Genomic DNA, 14,835 nt, shown 5'->3' on the forward strand with positions numbered 1-14,835 from the left:
CGGGACCTTAGCATGCGGCCGCCTCAGCCGGCGCTCCGGTCGTGCCCAGGCCGCTCGGCGATGATCACCGAGTTGATCACCTCGTCGTGCGGGTGGATCTCCAGGAGCGGCTCGAACGGCGCCATCCCGTGGATGTCGACCTCGGGGTAAAGGAGCGTGCGCAGGCGCTGCGAGCTGCGGACGAGGAGCAGCGCGCCCGGGCGCATGGCCCCGTGCAGGTGGTGGAGCAGGCGGCTCTTCTCGCGCCGGTTCATGCCGACGAGCGCGGCCAGGAACACGCAGTCGAACTCCGAGAGATCGGAGCAGGACAGGGCGTCGGCGCAGGCGAACTCGAGCCTCTCCGACAGCCGGAGCCGCCGCGCGAGCGCGCGGGCGTCTTCGCACGCCTCCTCGTCGACGTCGATGTTGCTGACGGGGAGGCCATAGCGCTCCGCGAGCAGGATGGAGGTGAAGGGGAGCGGGCCGGAGCCGATGAACAGTACGCGCCGCGGCAGCTCGTCGCGCACGCCCCGCAGGCTGGAGAGCTCGAGCCGGGTCAGCTTCTCGTAATTGACGGCGTAGGGGAAGCTCCGGAGCTCGGCCGCCGGGTCGTCCGCGGCGGCGATGCGGCGCGCCCAGTGGCGCTCCAGCTCGAACTCGCCGCGCGAGCAGACGCGCCACAGGCCCTCGCGGATCGCGCTCACGACCGGGTCGCCGAGCACCTCGTCGACCTCGCCGCGCGACCGGGACATGGAGATGCTCACGAGCTCGCTGAACAGGTGGTTCACCCGCTGGCTCGGCTCGAGGGAGCCCATGGTCGCGAGCTCCTGATAGATGCGGTGGATGCGTGTTGAAAGCGAAGAATCGGTGACCGGGTTCATGAGGCCCTCCAGATCATCGGAGCCGTTCGTCAGGGTCGGTGTGCCAGGGCAAGGGCGCGGCGCTCCCCTCGTAAGCAGGCGGCAAGAGCGCGCGGAGCCGCGCCGCGGCCTCGCCGGGCCAGCCCGCGGGCACGTACGGCAGCCGCTCATCGAGGCCCGCCCGGAGCGTGAAGCGGGCGCGGACGCGCTCGGGTAAATCTCGGCAGGCCGGGATGTACCAGAGGCTCAGCGCGGTTCGCTCCGCGTCGCTGTCGTTCGCGTGCGTGGCGTGCAGGAGGCGAACGTCGACGATGACCAGATCGCCCGCCTTGACCGGGATCGAGACCTCGTCGGGGTAGCTGCGGAAGGCAGGTGAGCTCGGATCCCGCATGCGCTCCAGGTCCGGGATGCTGGCGCGGCGCAGCGGCTCATGGAGCGGGTGACGCCTCCTGTGGCTACCTGGGATGACGCGGAGACAGCCGTTGTGGGGCGTCGTGTCGACGAGGTAATAGATGAGGATCAGCTCGTGCGGCTCCGGCTCGTACGCGGCCGGGTGACTCCAAATCGTGCAGTCCTGGTGCCAGAACGTCCGCGGCGTCCTCGGGAGCTTGTTGAAGACGATGCCGTGCTCGTAGCGCGGCTCGTCGAAGCCGAGGCGACGGAGCTCGGCGAGGGCCCGCGGGTGCCCGATGAGATCGACGAACCCCGGCTCTCGCAGGATGTCGAGCAGACTGCCGATCGCGGCGTGCTTCTCCTGGTAGTCCCTGGCCTGCTGCGGCGCGAGGATCCCCCTTGCGAGCGCCTGGTACCGGCGCACCTCGTCGGGCTCGAGGACGCCGGGCACCACGGTGCACCCCTCGGCGAGGAGGCGCCCCCGGTCCGTCCTCCACGGCAGCGCCACCGGAGGAGGGCTCGCGATCGGCTCATCCATCACATTCATAAGGACTCCCTTCTCAAGCTACGTGGTGCCCCTCAACCACAGCGCCGCTCTCGGCCGGCGGCAGCGCGCGCGACGCCGGAACAGACGCGCGACGGGAGTCGAGGCGCGAGCGCCTCGGGCGTGCTGTGCGACCTCGAGATCGGGCGCGCCGCGCACGGGGGCTCCGCCGCGCGGCTCCAGACGCCGCTACGCCAGGGGCATGACGGGACCGCCGGGGGGCTCGCTGCCGCCGGCAGGTCCCTTATGCGTCAATACACAATAAATGTCAATTGCAAAACAGTTGCGATTGAGCGCGCGTGTCGGGGCCGGTCTATCATCGCCCGGCCCGGCGTGACCCGGATCAGGCGGCGCGCGACGGCGAGAGGTGCGGCGCCTGGCGCCGGAGGATGCCCTCGGCCGTGTACAGGCGGGAGAACAGGTTGCGCGTGGCAGGGTCCGGGTCCTCCCAGAGCCGCCGCAGGGTTCGCTGATCGATGAGGCCGGTGCCGCTCAGGACGCAGCCCGGCTCGAAGAGGATGGCTGCCCTCTCCAGGAACGGCCTCGAGAACCACATCTCCGCGGGGATGGGGAAGCCTTGCTTCTTTCGCGAGGCGATGACCGGGGGAACGAGAGCGGCGAGGGCCTGCTTGTAGATTCCCTTCTCGTGGCCGTCGAGCTGCTTCAGCTTGCTCTGGAAGGCGAAGGCGCTGCGGACGAGCCCGGTGCTCGCGAGGGGCGAGCGGGCCTCGACGCTGTGGCGCATGCTGATGAGATCCATCTGCCGGAACTCGTAGACGACGAGCCGGCCGTGAAAGTGAAGGAGCTGCACGGCCTGCAGGCTGTCGAGCGGCCAGTCGCGGTAGAGCGAGAGGATCTCGCGGTATTTGGCGGTCGTCATGCGCGCGGCGTCGTGGTGGGGCATGAGCCGACCGAGGTCGGCCGTCCCGCACCAGCGGAAGGTCGCGTCGTAGCGCTCGGCGAGAGCCGAGAGGGGCACGTCCGCCATCGCCCGGCCGTAGGAGTAACCGTCGAAGATCTCGTCAGGCCCGCTCCCGGAGAAGATGACGCGCGCCTCTCGGCCGGCCTCCTCGAAGAGCCGGATCAGGCACGGCGCCTCCTGGGAGCCCAGCGGCTCGCCGGCGATGGCGATCCACCGGTCGAGGTAAGCGCAGTAGTCGGTGTCCGACAGCGTGATCTCGGTGTGCTTCGAGGAGAGCTGCCGGGCCAGCTCTCTCGAGTAAGCGAACTCGTCGAAGACGCTGGCGCTCCGCGGGAGGAGCTGACCCGTCGGCCGGAAGCCAATCGAGAAGGTCCTCATCTCGAGGCCCGCCCGGCGCGCCGCCGCGAGCACGGCCGTGGAGTCGATCCCGCCGCTCAGTAGAAGCCCGTAGGGGACCTCCAGATCGAACGTCCTGCGGCAGCCGTCGACCACGGCCTCGTTGATCTCCTGCTTGATCGCGGGGACGTCCGTCCTCGACAGGTCGCCGCGCGGGATCCTGTAGAAGCGCCCCGTCTCCTGCCGCTCCGGCGTCCTGGCCAGCCAGGTGCCGGATTCGAGCTTGCGGATCTGCCGGACGTGCGTCCCGCTGCCGAGGATGAAGCGGTGGGCGGTGAACTCCGCGAGGCCGTCGAGATCCCAGTCCTTCCTCCGGTAAGGATCCTTGATGAGCGGATCGATCTCCGAGGCGAAGACCAGGGCGTCGTCGTCTTCCCACAGATAGACGGTCTTCTGCCCGGTGGGGTCGCAGGCGATGAATCCCGTCTGCGTCGCGCTGTCGAAGAGGGCGAAGGCGAACATGCCCTCGAGCCGCTCCAGGCAGGCGAGCCCCCAGGCCTCGTACGCCGCGAGGATGACCTCGGTGTCCGAGGCGGTCCTGAACGGGAAGCCCGACAGCCGCTCTCGCAGGTCGCGGTGGTTGTAGATCTCGCCGTTATAGACGATGGCGAGGCGCCCATCGATCGAGGTGAGCGGCATGTCCGCGCCCGGGTTTCCGGCGTCGGTGATGCGCAGCCGGTTGCTGCCGAGGAGCGCCCAGCTCGCGCACTGCAGGGCGCCCCGCGCGTCCGGCCCGCGGTGGTGCATCGCCTCGAGGAGCGAGGCCATCTCGTCGTGCTGCGCGGCCGCGATGGGCCGCTTCTTGTTGAAGATGCCGGCGATGGAACACATCGAGCACTCTCCTTTGGAGGAGGAACGGCGGCCCGCGGGGGGCGGGCGTCAGGCGGCGACGGGCTCTCGAGAGCGCGCCGGGAACGCCTGCGGCACGAGCCTCGGGAGCGCCAGCTGGAGGTAGAGAGAGCGGGTCGAGCTGAACAGGAGGAAGGCCATCCAGAGCCCGTGGTTGCCCCAGCGGGTCGAGGAGACGAGCCACCCAGCGAAGAAGACCACGGTGGCGGCGAGCAGCGAGTTGCGGACGGGGCCGGCGCGGGTCGCGCCCGTGAAGACGCACTCGAGGATCATGCTCCAGAAGATCGCGAGCGGGAACAGGACCATCCAGACGTAGTAGCGGCCCGTCGTCTGCAGGATGGACTCCACGGGCGTGAACAGCCCGAGGATGGCCGGCTGCGCGACGATGCACCCGAGGCTGATGGCCAGCGCGGATACGGCTGCCGTCCAGAACGAGAGCCGCAGCGTGTCGTGGAAGCGCTGCCGGGACTGAGCCCCGATCGCCTGGCCGGCGAGCATCCCCGCGGTGTTGCCGAGCCCGCCCAGCGCGCTGGAGATGACGATCTGCATGTGCATGAGGATCGCGTTGACGGCGAGGACCTCGGGGCCGAGGAGCGCGCTCTGGCGGGTGATCCAGCCGAAGACGCCGAGCAGGCAGGTGGTGCGCACCAGCACGTCGCCGTTCACCCGCCACATCCGGGTGATGGCATGGAGATCGGCGAAGTCCTGCCACCGGAGATGGACGCCGCGAAGGTGGCCTCTGTGCCAGATCACGAGGAAGCCGACGAGGACCTTGCTCACCTCGGCCAGCACGGTGGCCCAGGCGACGCCGCTCACCCCGAGGCCGAGCACCTTGACGAAGGTGACGGTCACGATGAGGTTGAGGAGGTCCATCCCGATAGCGAGGAGCATGGCCCACCGCACCTCGGCCATGCCGATGAGCCAGCCGGCGACCACGTAGCCCATGAGCACCGCAGGCGCCCCCCAGATGCGCGCCTCGTAGTAGGTCGCCGCGTGGGACTCGACCGCTCCGTGGGCCCCCATCAGATGGATCCCGGCGGACTCCAGCGGGGACTTCAGCAGCAGAAAGACGCAGCCGACCAGCCCCGCGAAGGCCAGCGGGCGAAACAGCTGCAAGGCCGCCTCGCGGCGGTCCTCGGCGCCGCGCGCCTGGGCGGCGAAGCCGCTCGTGCTGGTCCGGAAGAAGCCGAGGAGCCAGTAGAGCGTGTTGAAGATCTGGCTGCCCACGGCGACTCCACCCATCGTCGCCGCGTCGCCGAAATGCCCCATGACGGCGGTGTCGGTGGCGTTCATGATGGGCCCCGACAGCCCGGCGAGGGTCAGGGGAAGCGCGAGCTTCCAGTACGACCCGAAGCTCAAGGGCGGCTGGCCGGGCTCGGTTCGGTGCTGGGCCATCGGTCGAATCCTCGTCAGCGCTCGCCCAGCGTGAAGGAGAGGAGGTGGGTCAGGATCCTGTCGTAGGGAGCAGACCAGGTCTTCCGCCTCAAGATCTCGAGCCTGAAGCCCCGCCGCAGGGCGTGCGCCACGATGCCCCGGAGGTCGCTCGCGTTGGACAGCACGGTGACGACCCTGCCGCCCGGCGCGAGCAGCTCCCGCGAGGCGATCTCGTCGAAGAAGCGGACCATGATGGCGGAACCCGAGAAGTTCACGCGGGTGAGATCGGGGTCGTCCGAGCGGAGCGGGTTGGCGGGCGGGTTGAAGACGATCACGTCGGCGCGCTCGCCGCGCGGCAGCGAGGAGAAGAGATCCGAGACGAGGAAGCGATGCCGGTCGGGGTCGCGCGGGCCCGTGTGCCGCTCGAAGCTCGCGCGGCTCGACGCGACGCTCGCTTCGTGGATGTCCATGGCATGGATCTCCCGGGCGCCGCGCTGTCGCGCGAGGACGGGCTCGACGCCCGCCCCGCACCCCATCACGATCACCGAGGCGCCCCGCGTCTCGACGAGCCCGTCGTGGAGGGCGTCGAAGATCACCTCGCTCGTCCCGCCCGGCACGAGGACGCCGGGCGGGACCGAGAACTCGAGCCCGCGGTAGGCGTAGTCGCCTCCCGCGACCTTGGTGCCCCGGTTGACCCGCTCGATCTCCTCGGCGGGGAGCGTGGGCGGCAGCGAGAGATAGAGGGCCCTCTGCGGCTCGCCGAGCGCGGCGAGCTCGCCAGGGGTGAAGAGCAGGCCGTCGATGTCCTCGATTCGGGGCGTTCGATCATCCATGGCTCACGTCTCCCGCGCGTCCGTGTCGCGCGTCAGCCGCCCGTAGCGGCGACTCGGGGGCTCCTCGCCGGCGGCCGGCCGGACCGGACCCCTCCTCGCGGCGGCCGCCTCTTCCCGCGCCGGGGTCGCGTCGATGCGGCGGACGGCCCGCGGGAGCAGGACGACGAGCAACGCGAGCATGCCGAGGAGCCCCGCGAGCGCGGAGAGGTGCACCGGCTGCCCGGCGCCCGCGAAGCGGTGGCGCGGCACCGCGTCGATGTCGAACGCCGCGAGGCCCTTGTAGTTGAAGATGAGCGGATAAAAATAGTGCTTCAGCTGCTCGTGGTAGGCGGCGATGCTGTCCCGGAAGGCGAGCTCCGTGGCCATGTCCGTGCCCGCCATCCGGTCGAGCAGGAGCTGCAGCGCGAGGGGCGGCAGGGCGAGCGCGGCCCGCTCGGTCCAGCGCTCCCGGCGCGCGAGCGCCGCGTGGTACGCCTCGACCTCCCGGGCGACGTGCGCGTCGCCCATCTCGTGCATCGCATAGTACCAGGGCCAGGAGAACCGGTCCTCGGGCACCGGGGTCGCGGCCCACTCGGGGCGCCGGGCGAAGAACGGATCGAGCGTGGCGCGCTTCGGCCGGTCCCAGCCGGCGTTCATCTCCTGGCGCTGCGCGAGCGTGAGCTCGACGCCGCCGCGGGCGGGAGAGGCCGTGAGGATCGCGAGGTTGACGAGCGCGGGCAGAAGCACGCAAAAGGCCATCCAGGCGCCCACGAGCGCGATGGCGTTCCACGCGGACGAGCGGCGCAGCGAGGCCACGAGGAACACGAGGACGAACCAGAGCGCGACGTACGCGAGCGAGGCGAGCGCGAAGGCGCCAGTGCGCGCGTCGAGCGGGAGGCCGAGCCAGGCGGCGGCGAAGGCGAACAGCGCGAGCGCGACGGCGGAGACCAGCGCGGCGCGCAGCGCGAGCCGGACGGCGAGCAGGCGCGACAGGCGCGTCGGCTGGGAGCAGACGAGCGCCTCGGTGCCGAGGTCGTCGTCGCGCGAGCGGACATCGTAGCTCACGCCGATGATGAACAGCGGGACGAGGAAGATGAGGACGAACCCGTAATCGAAGCTGCCGGCGAGCTGCTTGAGCGGGTTGGCGATGTCCGTCTGGTAGAGCTGGGGCACGAGGCCGATGAAGCGCAGGTGCCGGCTGTAGGGGTGCACGTCGCGCAGCCCGGTCGACAGCGCCGTCCATTCGTTCGGCGCGTGCGCGATCGGCATCGCGAGGTAATAGAGGACGAGGCCGAGATCGTCGTTCGGCGCGTGGGTCGTGCGGAGATAGCGCTCCTCCTCCCGGAGCGCAGGCTCGAGCGCCGCGATGACCTCGCGCTCCGCGGCGACGCGGGCCGCGCCGTCCACGATGGCGGCGGCGCCGGCCGCGAGCAGGAGCGCGGCGGTGACGAGGAGCACCCGCGCGCGGAGGAGCTGGCGGAGCTCGAGGCGAGCCCATGCGAGAAAGGGGCTCATGTGACCTCTCCGTTGCGGCGGGTGAAGAGCGCGACGCCGAGCGAGAGCGCCGCCGCCCAGGCGAGCACCGCGAGGCCCGCGGGCGCGACGCGCGACAGCGCCCAGCCGGCGGGAGGCCGCCTGTGCTGGAAGGGGGAGAACTCGCCCCACTCGGCCCGGTCGACCCGCTGCGCCTTGTCGTCGTGCCAGCGGATCTTGGTGGTGTGCAGGTGATTCAGGTGCTGGATGAAGGCGTAGCGGTGCGCCTCGGCCTGCTGCTCGAAGTCGACGAGGTGGTGGGCGTCGGTGCCCGCGAGCCCCATCGAGAACGACCGTATCGCGAGCAGCGGCGTGAACAGGCCCGCCCGGAGCGCGAGCCCGTCCTGGGCGCGGTGCGCGTCGAACAGGCGCGTATAATAATCATTGAACAGCTCGGTGGTGATCCGCTCCCCCTCGCGCATGACGATGCCTCCGTAGTTCACCGGGAGGTCCTCAACCCGCGCGGCGCCGTGCTCGGTCAGGGTGCGGCGCTGCAGCTCCTGGAAATGAGGGTTACTGGGATCGTGGCTGTCGCCGACGTCGCGGATGGCGCGCGCGAGGTCGAGCTCGACCTGGGCCCGCGAGGGCGTCGGGTGGAGGCGGCTCGCGGCCTGGGTGGCGAGCCGCGGCACGACGATCCAGAGCGCGACCCAGAGGCCGAGCAGCGTGAGGAGGGCGGCCTGCGCGCGGCGGTGGAATGACGAGACGAGCACGCCGAGCGCCGCGCAGGCGACCAGATAGACGGCGTAGCCGCCCGCGAGGAGGGCGGCGCGCAGGAGCGTGTCCCCGGAGGCGTCGAGGACGCCTGTGAGCAGCGCGCCCGCGAGCGCGAGCGCGAGGAGCGGCGCGAGCCACAGCGCGACGGCGAGCAGCGCCCCGAGGGCCTTGCCGGCGATGAGCACGCGCGCGGTGACGCCTTGCGAGATCGCGAGGGCCCAGGTGCCCGCCTCGCGCTCGCCGGCGACGCTGGCGAAGGTCATGCAGAAGATGAGCAGCGGGAGCAGCGCCTGGAGGACGAAGGCGGCGCTCGGGGTCCCGAAGCGCGCGAGCTCGCTCGACTGCGCGGCCTCGCTGAAGCTCAGGGCGTTGCGCTGGTGCGGCTCGAGGAAGATGGATGTGCCGGCGAAGGACTCGAGCCCGGGATCGAAGAAGCCGAGCGGGCTCGGGGGGCGGAAGGCGAAGGACCCGTAATGGGCGGCGCGGTGCGGGTGGCGGTCGGGCTGCTCGACCCACTGGCGGTGGACGAGCTCCTGGAGGGCGGCGCGCTGGCGGGCCTCGGCGGTGTGGCGCGCGGCCTCGAGCAGGAACGCCGCGACGAGGAGCGCCGCGACAAGCGCTGCGGCGACGCGGAAGGTGCGGTTGCGGAAAGCGCGGATCGCCTCGTGCCGCGCCGCTGTGAAGAGGGCTCTCATGCGCTGACTCCCTGAGGGGGCTCGTCGGACCGCGGCAGCGTCAGAAGGTCAAGGTGCCAGTCACGTACGCCGAGCGACCGTTGCCCGGGTTGTGCTGGGCCCCTACGGCGCCGAAGTCCTTGTACCAGATGGACGTGTCGTACGACCGGTCGAGCAGGTTGTTCACCTCGGCGCCGACCGAGAGGGCCTCGGTGACGTCGTAGGCCGCGCTCGCGTTGACGACGAGGTAGTCGCCGACCTTCCGCGCGCCGTGCTCCTCGGTGAAGTTCTCCTTGTTCAGGTAGTAACCGCCCTGCGCGTAGCAGAAGAGCGAGACGAGCAGATCCTGCACGGGGTGGAGGTCGATTCCCCCCTTGGCGCTGAAGCTCGGGACGTGGTTGAGCTCCTTGCCCTTGTTCGGGGCGAGCGCCGGCCCGGGCTCGACCTGCTCGGAGAGGGTGCGGCTGAACGCGCCCCACACCGAGAGGAAATCGAACGGCCGCAGCGTCAGCTCGACGTCGAAGCCGCGCCGCAGCGTCTCGCCGACGTTCTCGACGTCGCCGGAGCCGTCTCCCTTGTCCCGCACCTCGCCGCTCGCGCGCTGCTCCCAATAGGCGAGGTGGCTCTTGACCCACGGAAAGACGCTCGACCGATAGCCGACCTCCCAGCCGTCGTTGATCGATGGATCGAGCGGCGTGCCCTGGACGGCAAAGGCGCCCTTGCCCGTGCCGATCTGGAACGTGCGCCCGTAATTCGCGTACAGGCTCTGCCCCTTGACGGGCGTGACCATGACGCTCGCCTTCGGCTGCCAGATGAAGCCGTAGTCGTTGAGGTCGCGATCGACCCTGCGGGCGGCCTCGCCCTCGGGCTGCTCGAGGAAGCTGCCGGCGCCGGCCAGGCGATCGGCCCGCAGCGCGGCGACGAGCTTGATCGGCTTGATCGGGGTCGCGCTCGCCTGCACGTAGGAGCCGACGGCGTGGAGGGCGAAGTCCTCGTCGCGGAGCGCGGGGCCTTGCCGTTTTCGCTCGACCGTGGGGATGCGCTGGTACCGGCTGTCCTGGAGCTGGTAGTCGACCCCCCACTCGACGGTGAGGCCGAGCGCCCGGGGGTCGCGCGCGCGGTACGTGAGCACCGAGATCGCGCCGTACTGCCGGTCGTCCTCGACCCGGAGCTGCTGGTCGAGGTCGCGATCGAACTTCACCCACCGGTCGCGCAGGAACGCCTGCCCGTAGCCCTTCAGCTGCCACGAGAGGCCGTCGGCGAGCTCGTGATCCAGGTGGACGCTCGCGTGGAGGGTCGTCTGCCGGCCGCCGTCGGTCGCCGCGTGGGCGGGCGACGTCGTGGGGCGCGAGCGCGCGTCGTCGCCGGACAGGTAGCCGGGGGCGTCGGCGTCGAGGAGCATGCCGCGCAGGATGAGCCCGATCCGGAGCTCCCTGGACGGCTCGTAAAACCACTTGGCCGAACCGGCGACCCGGTCGGTCCTCGCGTGATCGCGGTAGTTGTCCGAGCCGCGGTAGCCGGCGAAGTAGGTCTGGCTCAGCGCGTCGCGCTCGGTCGCGACGAGCACCTGGGGCTCGACGGTCCAGAAGCTCCCGGCGAGGAGCCGGGCGATGCGCTCGTTCCCCGTCTTGCGGGTGATGACGTTGATGTTGCCAGCGACGTTGTTCAGCCCGTAGCGCGGGTCGTTCGTGCCCTTGACGACCTCCATCCGCTCGATCTCGAGCGGGAAGACGGCCTTCATGTCGGGGAGGCCGACGTGGTGGTTGCTGGGGATGCCGTCGATGAGGAGCTTCGTGTGGGCGACGTCGCCCTGCGTGTTGAAGCCGCGGAGCCCGATGTCGGCGTTGATGATGCCCTGGTTGAAGGACTCGATGTAGACCGCCGGCACGCGCCGGAGCAGCTCGAGCGGCTCGGCCGCGCTCTGCTCCTGGATCAGCTCGCCGCCGAGGATGTCGACCGAGGCGACGACGTCGGCGCTGTCGAGCGGGCCGATCCGCTGGCCGACGACGACGACCTCCTCGCCGAGGTCGACGGAAGCATCGAGCGCCGCAGCCTGGGGGGCGCCAGCGGGCGCGGCGCCTTCCGGGGGCGCCGCCGCGGCGGCGGGGGCGGAGAGCAGCGCGGAGAGCGCGGCGGCGAGGCCGGAGGTGCGCGCGCGCGGGGTCATGACAGGGCCTCGGGCGCGGGGGCGGGGGACGCGCCGCTGCGCGAGGGGAGCGGGGGAGTCGCGTCGCCGGGAGGGTCGAAGTGCCGGCGGTACAGCGCGAGGACATCGGCCTCGGACATGCCGGCGGCGCTCGCGACCTCGACGAGCCGGCCGGCCTTCATGACGCCGATCCGGTGCGCGATGCTCGCGACGGCGCCGAGGTCGTGGGTCACCATCAGCACGGCGGCGCCGCGGTCGCTCTCGCGCCGGATCGCGGCGCAGAGCTCGCGGACGGCGCCGGGATCCAGCCCGGAGGTCGGCTCGTCGAGGAGCAGGGCGCCGGCGCTCTTCGCCTGCGAGAGGGCGAGGACGACCTTCTGCCGCATGCCCTTCGAGTACCCGCTCGCCGGGCGGTGCACGGCGCCCTCGGGCAGGCCGGCGGCGGTGAGCAGCCGCGAGAGCTCCGTGGAAGAGGGCACGCGCGCCCGCGACAGTCCGAGGAAATACGCGAGGTTCTCGCAGCCGGTGAGGTGCGGATAGAGCCGCACCTGCTCCGGGACGTAGGCGATGAGCCGCCGCGCCGCGATGGGATCGGGCTCCACGTGGGCGGAGCCCACGTAGGCGGCGCCGGAGGAAGGCCTGATGAAGCCGAGGAAGAGGCTCAGCGTGGTGGTCTTGCCCGCCCCGTTGGGGCCGAGGAGACAGAACACCTCTCCGGCCGGGACCTCGAGATCGAGCGCGTCGAGCGCGGGGACGCCCCTGTAGGACTTCGAAAGCTTGTTCGCCGTAAGCATGGCAGGTCCGCCGGGGGCGATCGCCGCCGGCGGCGCACCGTATGCGATCGGTCCAACTGAAAGTCAATTGCAAATATGATGCAGTTACATTCGCGTCTCTCCTGAGCCTCGTGGTCGACGCGGCGCTGCCGCAGATCCGCCGGCCTCCCCTGGACGACGCGGCCCGAGGCCTGTTCGCCGGCGCCTCGCGGCGGGTCCGTGCGCTCCGGACGATCGTCTGGGTCAAGCCGGGCAGCGAGGGCGACCGCGCCCGGGCCTGGCTGTGCGGCGGCGCTCCGCCCGAGGCTGCCTACCGGCTCCGCCCCGGCGCCCCGCGCGCGTGATACGGTGCCCGCCGCCGGCGCCCGGGGAGCGACGCCTCGCTCGCCACCGCGCGCGGCAGACAGGGGGACACGTGCGGTTGAAGGAAAAGATCGCGCTCATCACCGGGGCGAGCAGGGGAATCGGGAGGGCCAGCGCGCTGGCGCTGGGCCGCGAGGGGGCCGTCGTGGTCGGCGTGGCGCGCACCGCGGCGGACCTGTCGGCGCTCGAGCGGGAGCTCCGCGCCGCGGGCGGGCGCGGGCTCATGATCGAGGCCGACGTCACCCGCGCCGCCTCCGTGGCCGCGTGCGTGGAGCGGGCGATCCGCGAGCTCGGGCGGATCGACATCCTCGTCAACAACGCGGGCATCGGCGGCTACCGGCCCTTCCTCGAGTGGTCCGAGGAGGACTACGACCGCATCATGGCGACCAACATGAAGGGGACGTGGCTGTTCTGCCGCGAGGTCATCCCCCACATGCGCCGCCAGGGCGGCGGCCACATCATCAACGTCGCCAGCGTCGCCGGCCTGCAGGGCTATCCCAACGAGGCCATCTACTGCGCGTCCAAGTTCGCGCAGGTCGGCCTGACGCAGGCGCTCGACCGCGAGTTCTGGCAGGAGAACATCAAGGTGAGCGCCGTCTGCCCGGGCGGCGTCGAGACCCACTTCGCCCTCGGCGACGGGCGCACCGCGGGCTCGGAGCGCATGCAGGGCTTCTCCACCGCGGAGGACGTCGCCGAGGCCGTGGTGCTCGCCGCGCTGCCGCGCGACCGCTCGCGCATCGTGCAGATCGTGATGCGGCCCATGAACGAGGCCACGTAGCGCGCCGCCCGGAGGCGGCGGCCACCTCGCCGGTCTCATCGATCCCGGCGCAGGTCCGGGGAGCTCAGGTGACGGCTCGACGGCGGCGACGGCTTCGTCCCTGACACGATGTAGCCGACGCTGCCGCCGGCGCTCGCGTACGTCCGCTGGGCGATCGCCTCTGCGTTGCTGCGGATGGCGGCCATCGCCGCCGCCCAGCAGGCCTCGAACTCGCGCTCCTCGCCGCCGCCGGCGAGGAAATAGCGATGGGTGTCGGCGCGGCTCCAGATCCAGAAGTCGCGCCGGGCGAAGTCGGCGATCTCCTCCACGGTCGCGCGCTGCTCCGCGGACGCATAGGGCGGCAGGACCGCGCTCGCCTTGTCGTTGAGATAGACCTGGATATCGATGAGACCGTGCCTGGCGAACAGCTCGGGGACGAGCTCGCCCATCGAGTTGTTCCCTTCGCCGAGGGCCGCCTTGCCCCGCTCGCACAGGAGCTGGAAGCGGACGAGGGTGAGGGTCTGCTCCACCGGCGCGCGCAGCGCGGCCGCGTCGAGCAGGGCGCCGGCCAGGTTGTTCGGCTCGGCCACGGCCACGAGCCCGCCCGGCCTGGCGACGCGGACCATCTCGGCGATCATCGCGCCCGGATCCGCGGCGTGGATCAGCACCGTCTGGCACGTCACGAGATCGAACGTGTCGGCCTCGAACGGCAGCCGCTCGGCGACCGCGACCTGATAGCGAAACCGCTCCGCCTCCCCGCGCGCCGCCGCGCGCTCGGCGGCCTTTTCGACCCAGACGGGATCGCGGTCCACGCCGGTGATGCGGGCCGCCCTGGGCAGAACGGCGCCGAGCACGCGCCCCCAGTGCCCGACGCCGCACCCGACGTCGAGCACCTCGCGCACGCGGCTCAGGCCCCAGCGCCGCGCGAGGAGCTCGACGTAGTCGCGATTCCACCAGCCGTCGCGCGTATCGCCGAAGTACTCGGCCGAATGCGAGGGATTACCGGAGAACTCATTTCCCATGACAACGCACCTTGGTCGGGCCTCACGAGCAGGGGAGTCCAACGTATCGCCTCCGGTGCGCTCGCGGCAACTCGTGCTCGGCGGGATCGCGCGCGCTGGGGCGGCGCGGCTGCGCGGGGGAGCAGGCGAGCAGGACGAGGGCGGTCGGGGCGGCGGCTCTCATGCCCGGGCCATCGGGCGGGAATGTGACGGCGCCCCGACGGATCGCGCCCCCTCGGAGCGGCGCGCCTCGAGCGCTCCGGGGGCGCGCATGGGCTCGCGCGCGGCCGAGCGCCCCATGTGCTCGCATGTGCTCCCATGCCGCCGAGCGCTCCATGCTCTCTCACGCGCGCGAGCGCTCGCCGCGTCAACTCCGGGTTGACACTGTGTACTGCCGCGCGTGACGGCCCCAGGCGCGCCGCTGGTTCCAGGGTCCGCGGCGGCGCATTCCTGGCGAAATCATCCAATAATATCGAATGTCTGCCACGATCGCGGGCGAGCTCGCGTGTGGACCGCGCGTTGCTAGAAGCCTGCTGTGACGAGCGAAGCGCAGAGCTCCTCCGGACCGGGGGTGCTCGCGAGGCGCCGTCAGATCCTCAACTTACTTGGACAAAAGGATAGGAACGATGAACCTTCGATCGACGTTCGCTCGTCATGTGCTGCTCGCCCTCGGCGCCGCCGGGATCGTCGCGACCGGCTGCCTCTCGGAAGAGGAAGCCCTGCTGGAGATGGGCAGCTTGGA

12 protein-coding genes are annotated in these 14,835 nt (G+C 71.3%); 2 read left to right on the plus strand and 10 right to left on the minus strand.

Annotated features, from left to right (window positions below; genetic code table 11):
* Positions 1-23: 23 nt before the first annotated feature.
* From WMF20_RS48675 to WMF20_RS48715, 9 genes are all read right to left on the minus strand, one after another.
* Positions 24-860, minus strand: coding sequence for a nicotianamine synthase family protein (locus WMF20_RS48675; protein WP_437608779.1), 837 nt, complete (start codon positions 858-860; stop codon positions 24-26).
* A gap of 13 nt (positions 861-873) precedes the next feature.
* Entirely contained in the window at positions 874-1,779 is a 906-nt protein-coding gene (locus WMF20_RS48680; protein WP_437608781.1) for a phytanoyl-CoA dioxygenase family protein, read from the minus strand.
* A 340-nt stretch (positions 1,780-2,119) separates the two neighbouring features.
* A complete protein-coding gene (gene asnB, locus WMF20_RS48685) occupies positions 2,120-3,925 on the minus strand; it encodes an asparagine synthase (glutamine-hydrolyzing) (protein ID WP_437608783.1) in 1,806 nt (601 codons plus the stop codon).
* A 48-nt stretch (positions 3,926-3,973) separates the two neighbouring features.
* A complete protein-coding gene (locus WMF20_RS48690) occupies positions 3,974-5,338 on the minus strand; it encodes an MATE family efflux transporter (protein WP_437608785.1) in 1,365 nt (454 codons plus the stop codon).
* A gap of 14 nt (positions 5,339-5,352) precedes the next feature.
* Positions 5,353-6,150, minus strand: coding sequence for a methyltransferase (locus WMF20_RS48695; protein WP_437608787.1), 798 nt, complete (start codon positions 6,148-6,150; stop codon positions 5,353-5,355).
* A gap of 3 nt (positions 6,151-6,153) precedes the next feature.
* On the minus strand, positions 6,154-7,644 hold the full coding sequence (locus WMF20_RS48700; RefSeq protein WP_437608789.1) for a DUF3526 domain-containing protein: 1,491 nt from the start codon (positions 7,642-7,644) through the stop codon (positions 6,154-6,156).
* Positions 7,641-9,074, minus strand: coding sequence for a DUF3526 domain-containing protein (locus WMF20_RS48705; protein WP_437608791.1), 1,434 nt, complete (start codon positions 9,072-9,074; stop codon positions 7,641-7,643). Before WMF20_RS48705 ends, WMF20_RS48700 begins: the two co-directional genes overlap by 4 nt.
* Positions 9,075-9,114: 40 nt before the next feature.
* The gene (locus WMF20_RS48710) at positions 9,115-11,220 is read right to left on the minus strand and encodes a TonB-dependent receptor (protein WP_437608793.1); all 2,106 of its coding nucleotides are present in this window, start codon (positions 11,218-11,220) and stop codon (positions 9,115-9,117) included.
* A complete protein-coding gene (locus WMF20_RS48715) occupies positions 11,217-11,993 on the minus strand; it encodes an ABC transporter ATP-binding protein (RefSeq protein WP_437608795.1) in 777 nt (258 codons plus the stop codon). The genes WMF20_RS48710 and WMF20_RS48715 overlap by 4 nt, the downstream gene beginning before the upstream one ends.
* Positions 11,994-12,103: 110 nt before the next feature.
* On the opposite strand from WMF20_RS48715, the gene WMF20_RS48720 reads away from it, so the two are divergent.
* A complete protein-coding gene (locus WMF20_RS48720) occupies positions 12,104-12,316 on the plus strand; it encodes a hypothetical protein (protein WP_437608797.1) in 213 nt (70 codons plus the stop codon).
* Positions 12,317-12,387: 71 nt separating this feature from the next.
* Complete coding sequence (locus WMF20_RS48725; protein ID WP_437608799.1) at positions 12,388-13,113, plus strand: SDR family oxidoreductase; 726 nt, start codon at positions 12,388-12,390, stop codon at positions 13,111-13,113.
* Between the two features lie 35 nt (positions 13,114-13,148).
* Here WMF20_RS48725 and WMF20_RS48730 read toward each other — a convergent pair whose 3' ends face one another.
* On the minus strand, positions 13,149-14,114 hold the full coding sequence (locus WMF20_RS48730; RefSeq protein ID WP_437608801.1) for a class I SAM-dependent methyltransferase: 966 nt from the start codon (positions 14,112-14,114) through the stop codon (positions 13,149-13,151).
* Positions 14,115-14,835 lie beyond the last annotated feature (721 nt).

The sequence above is a fragment of the Sorangium sp. So ce834 genome, from assembly GCF_051521425.1.
Lineage (GTDB): Bacteria > Myxococcota_A > Polyangia > Polyangiales > Polyangiaceae > Sorangium > Sorangium cellulosum_D.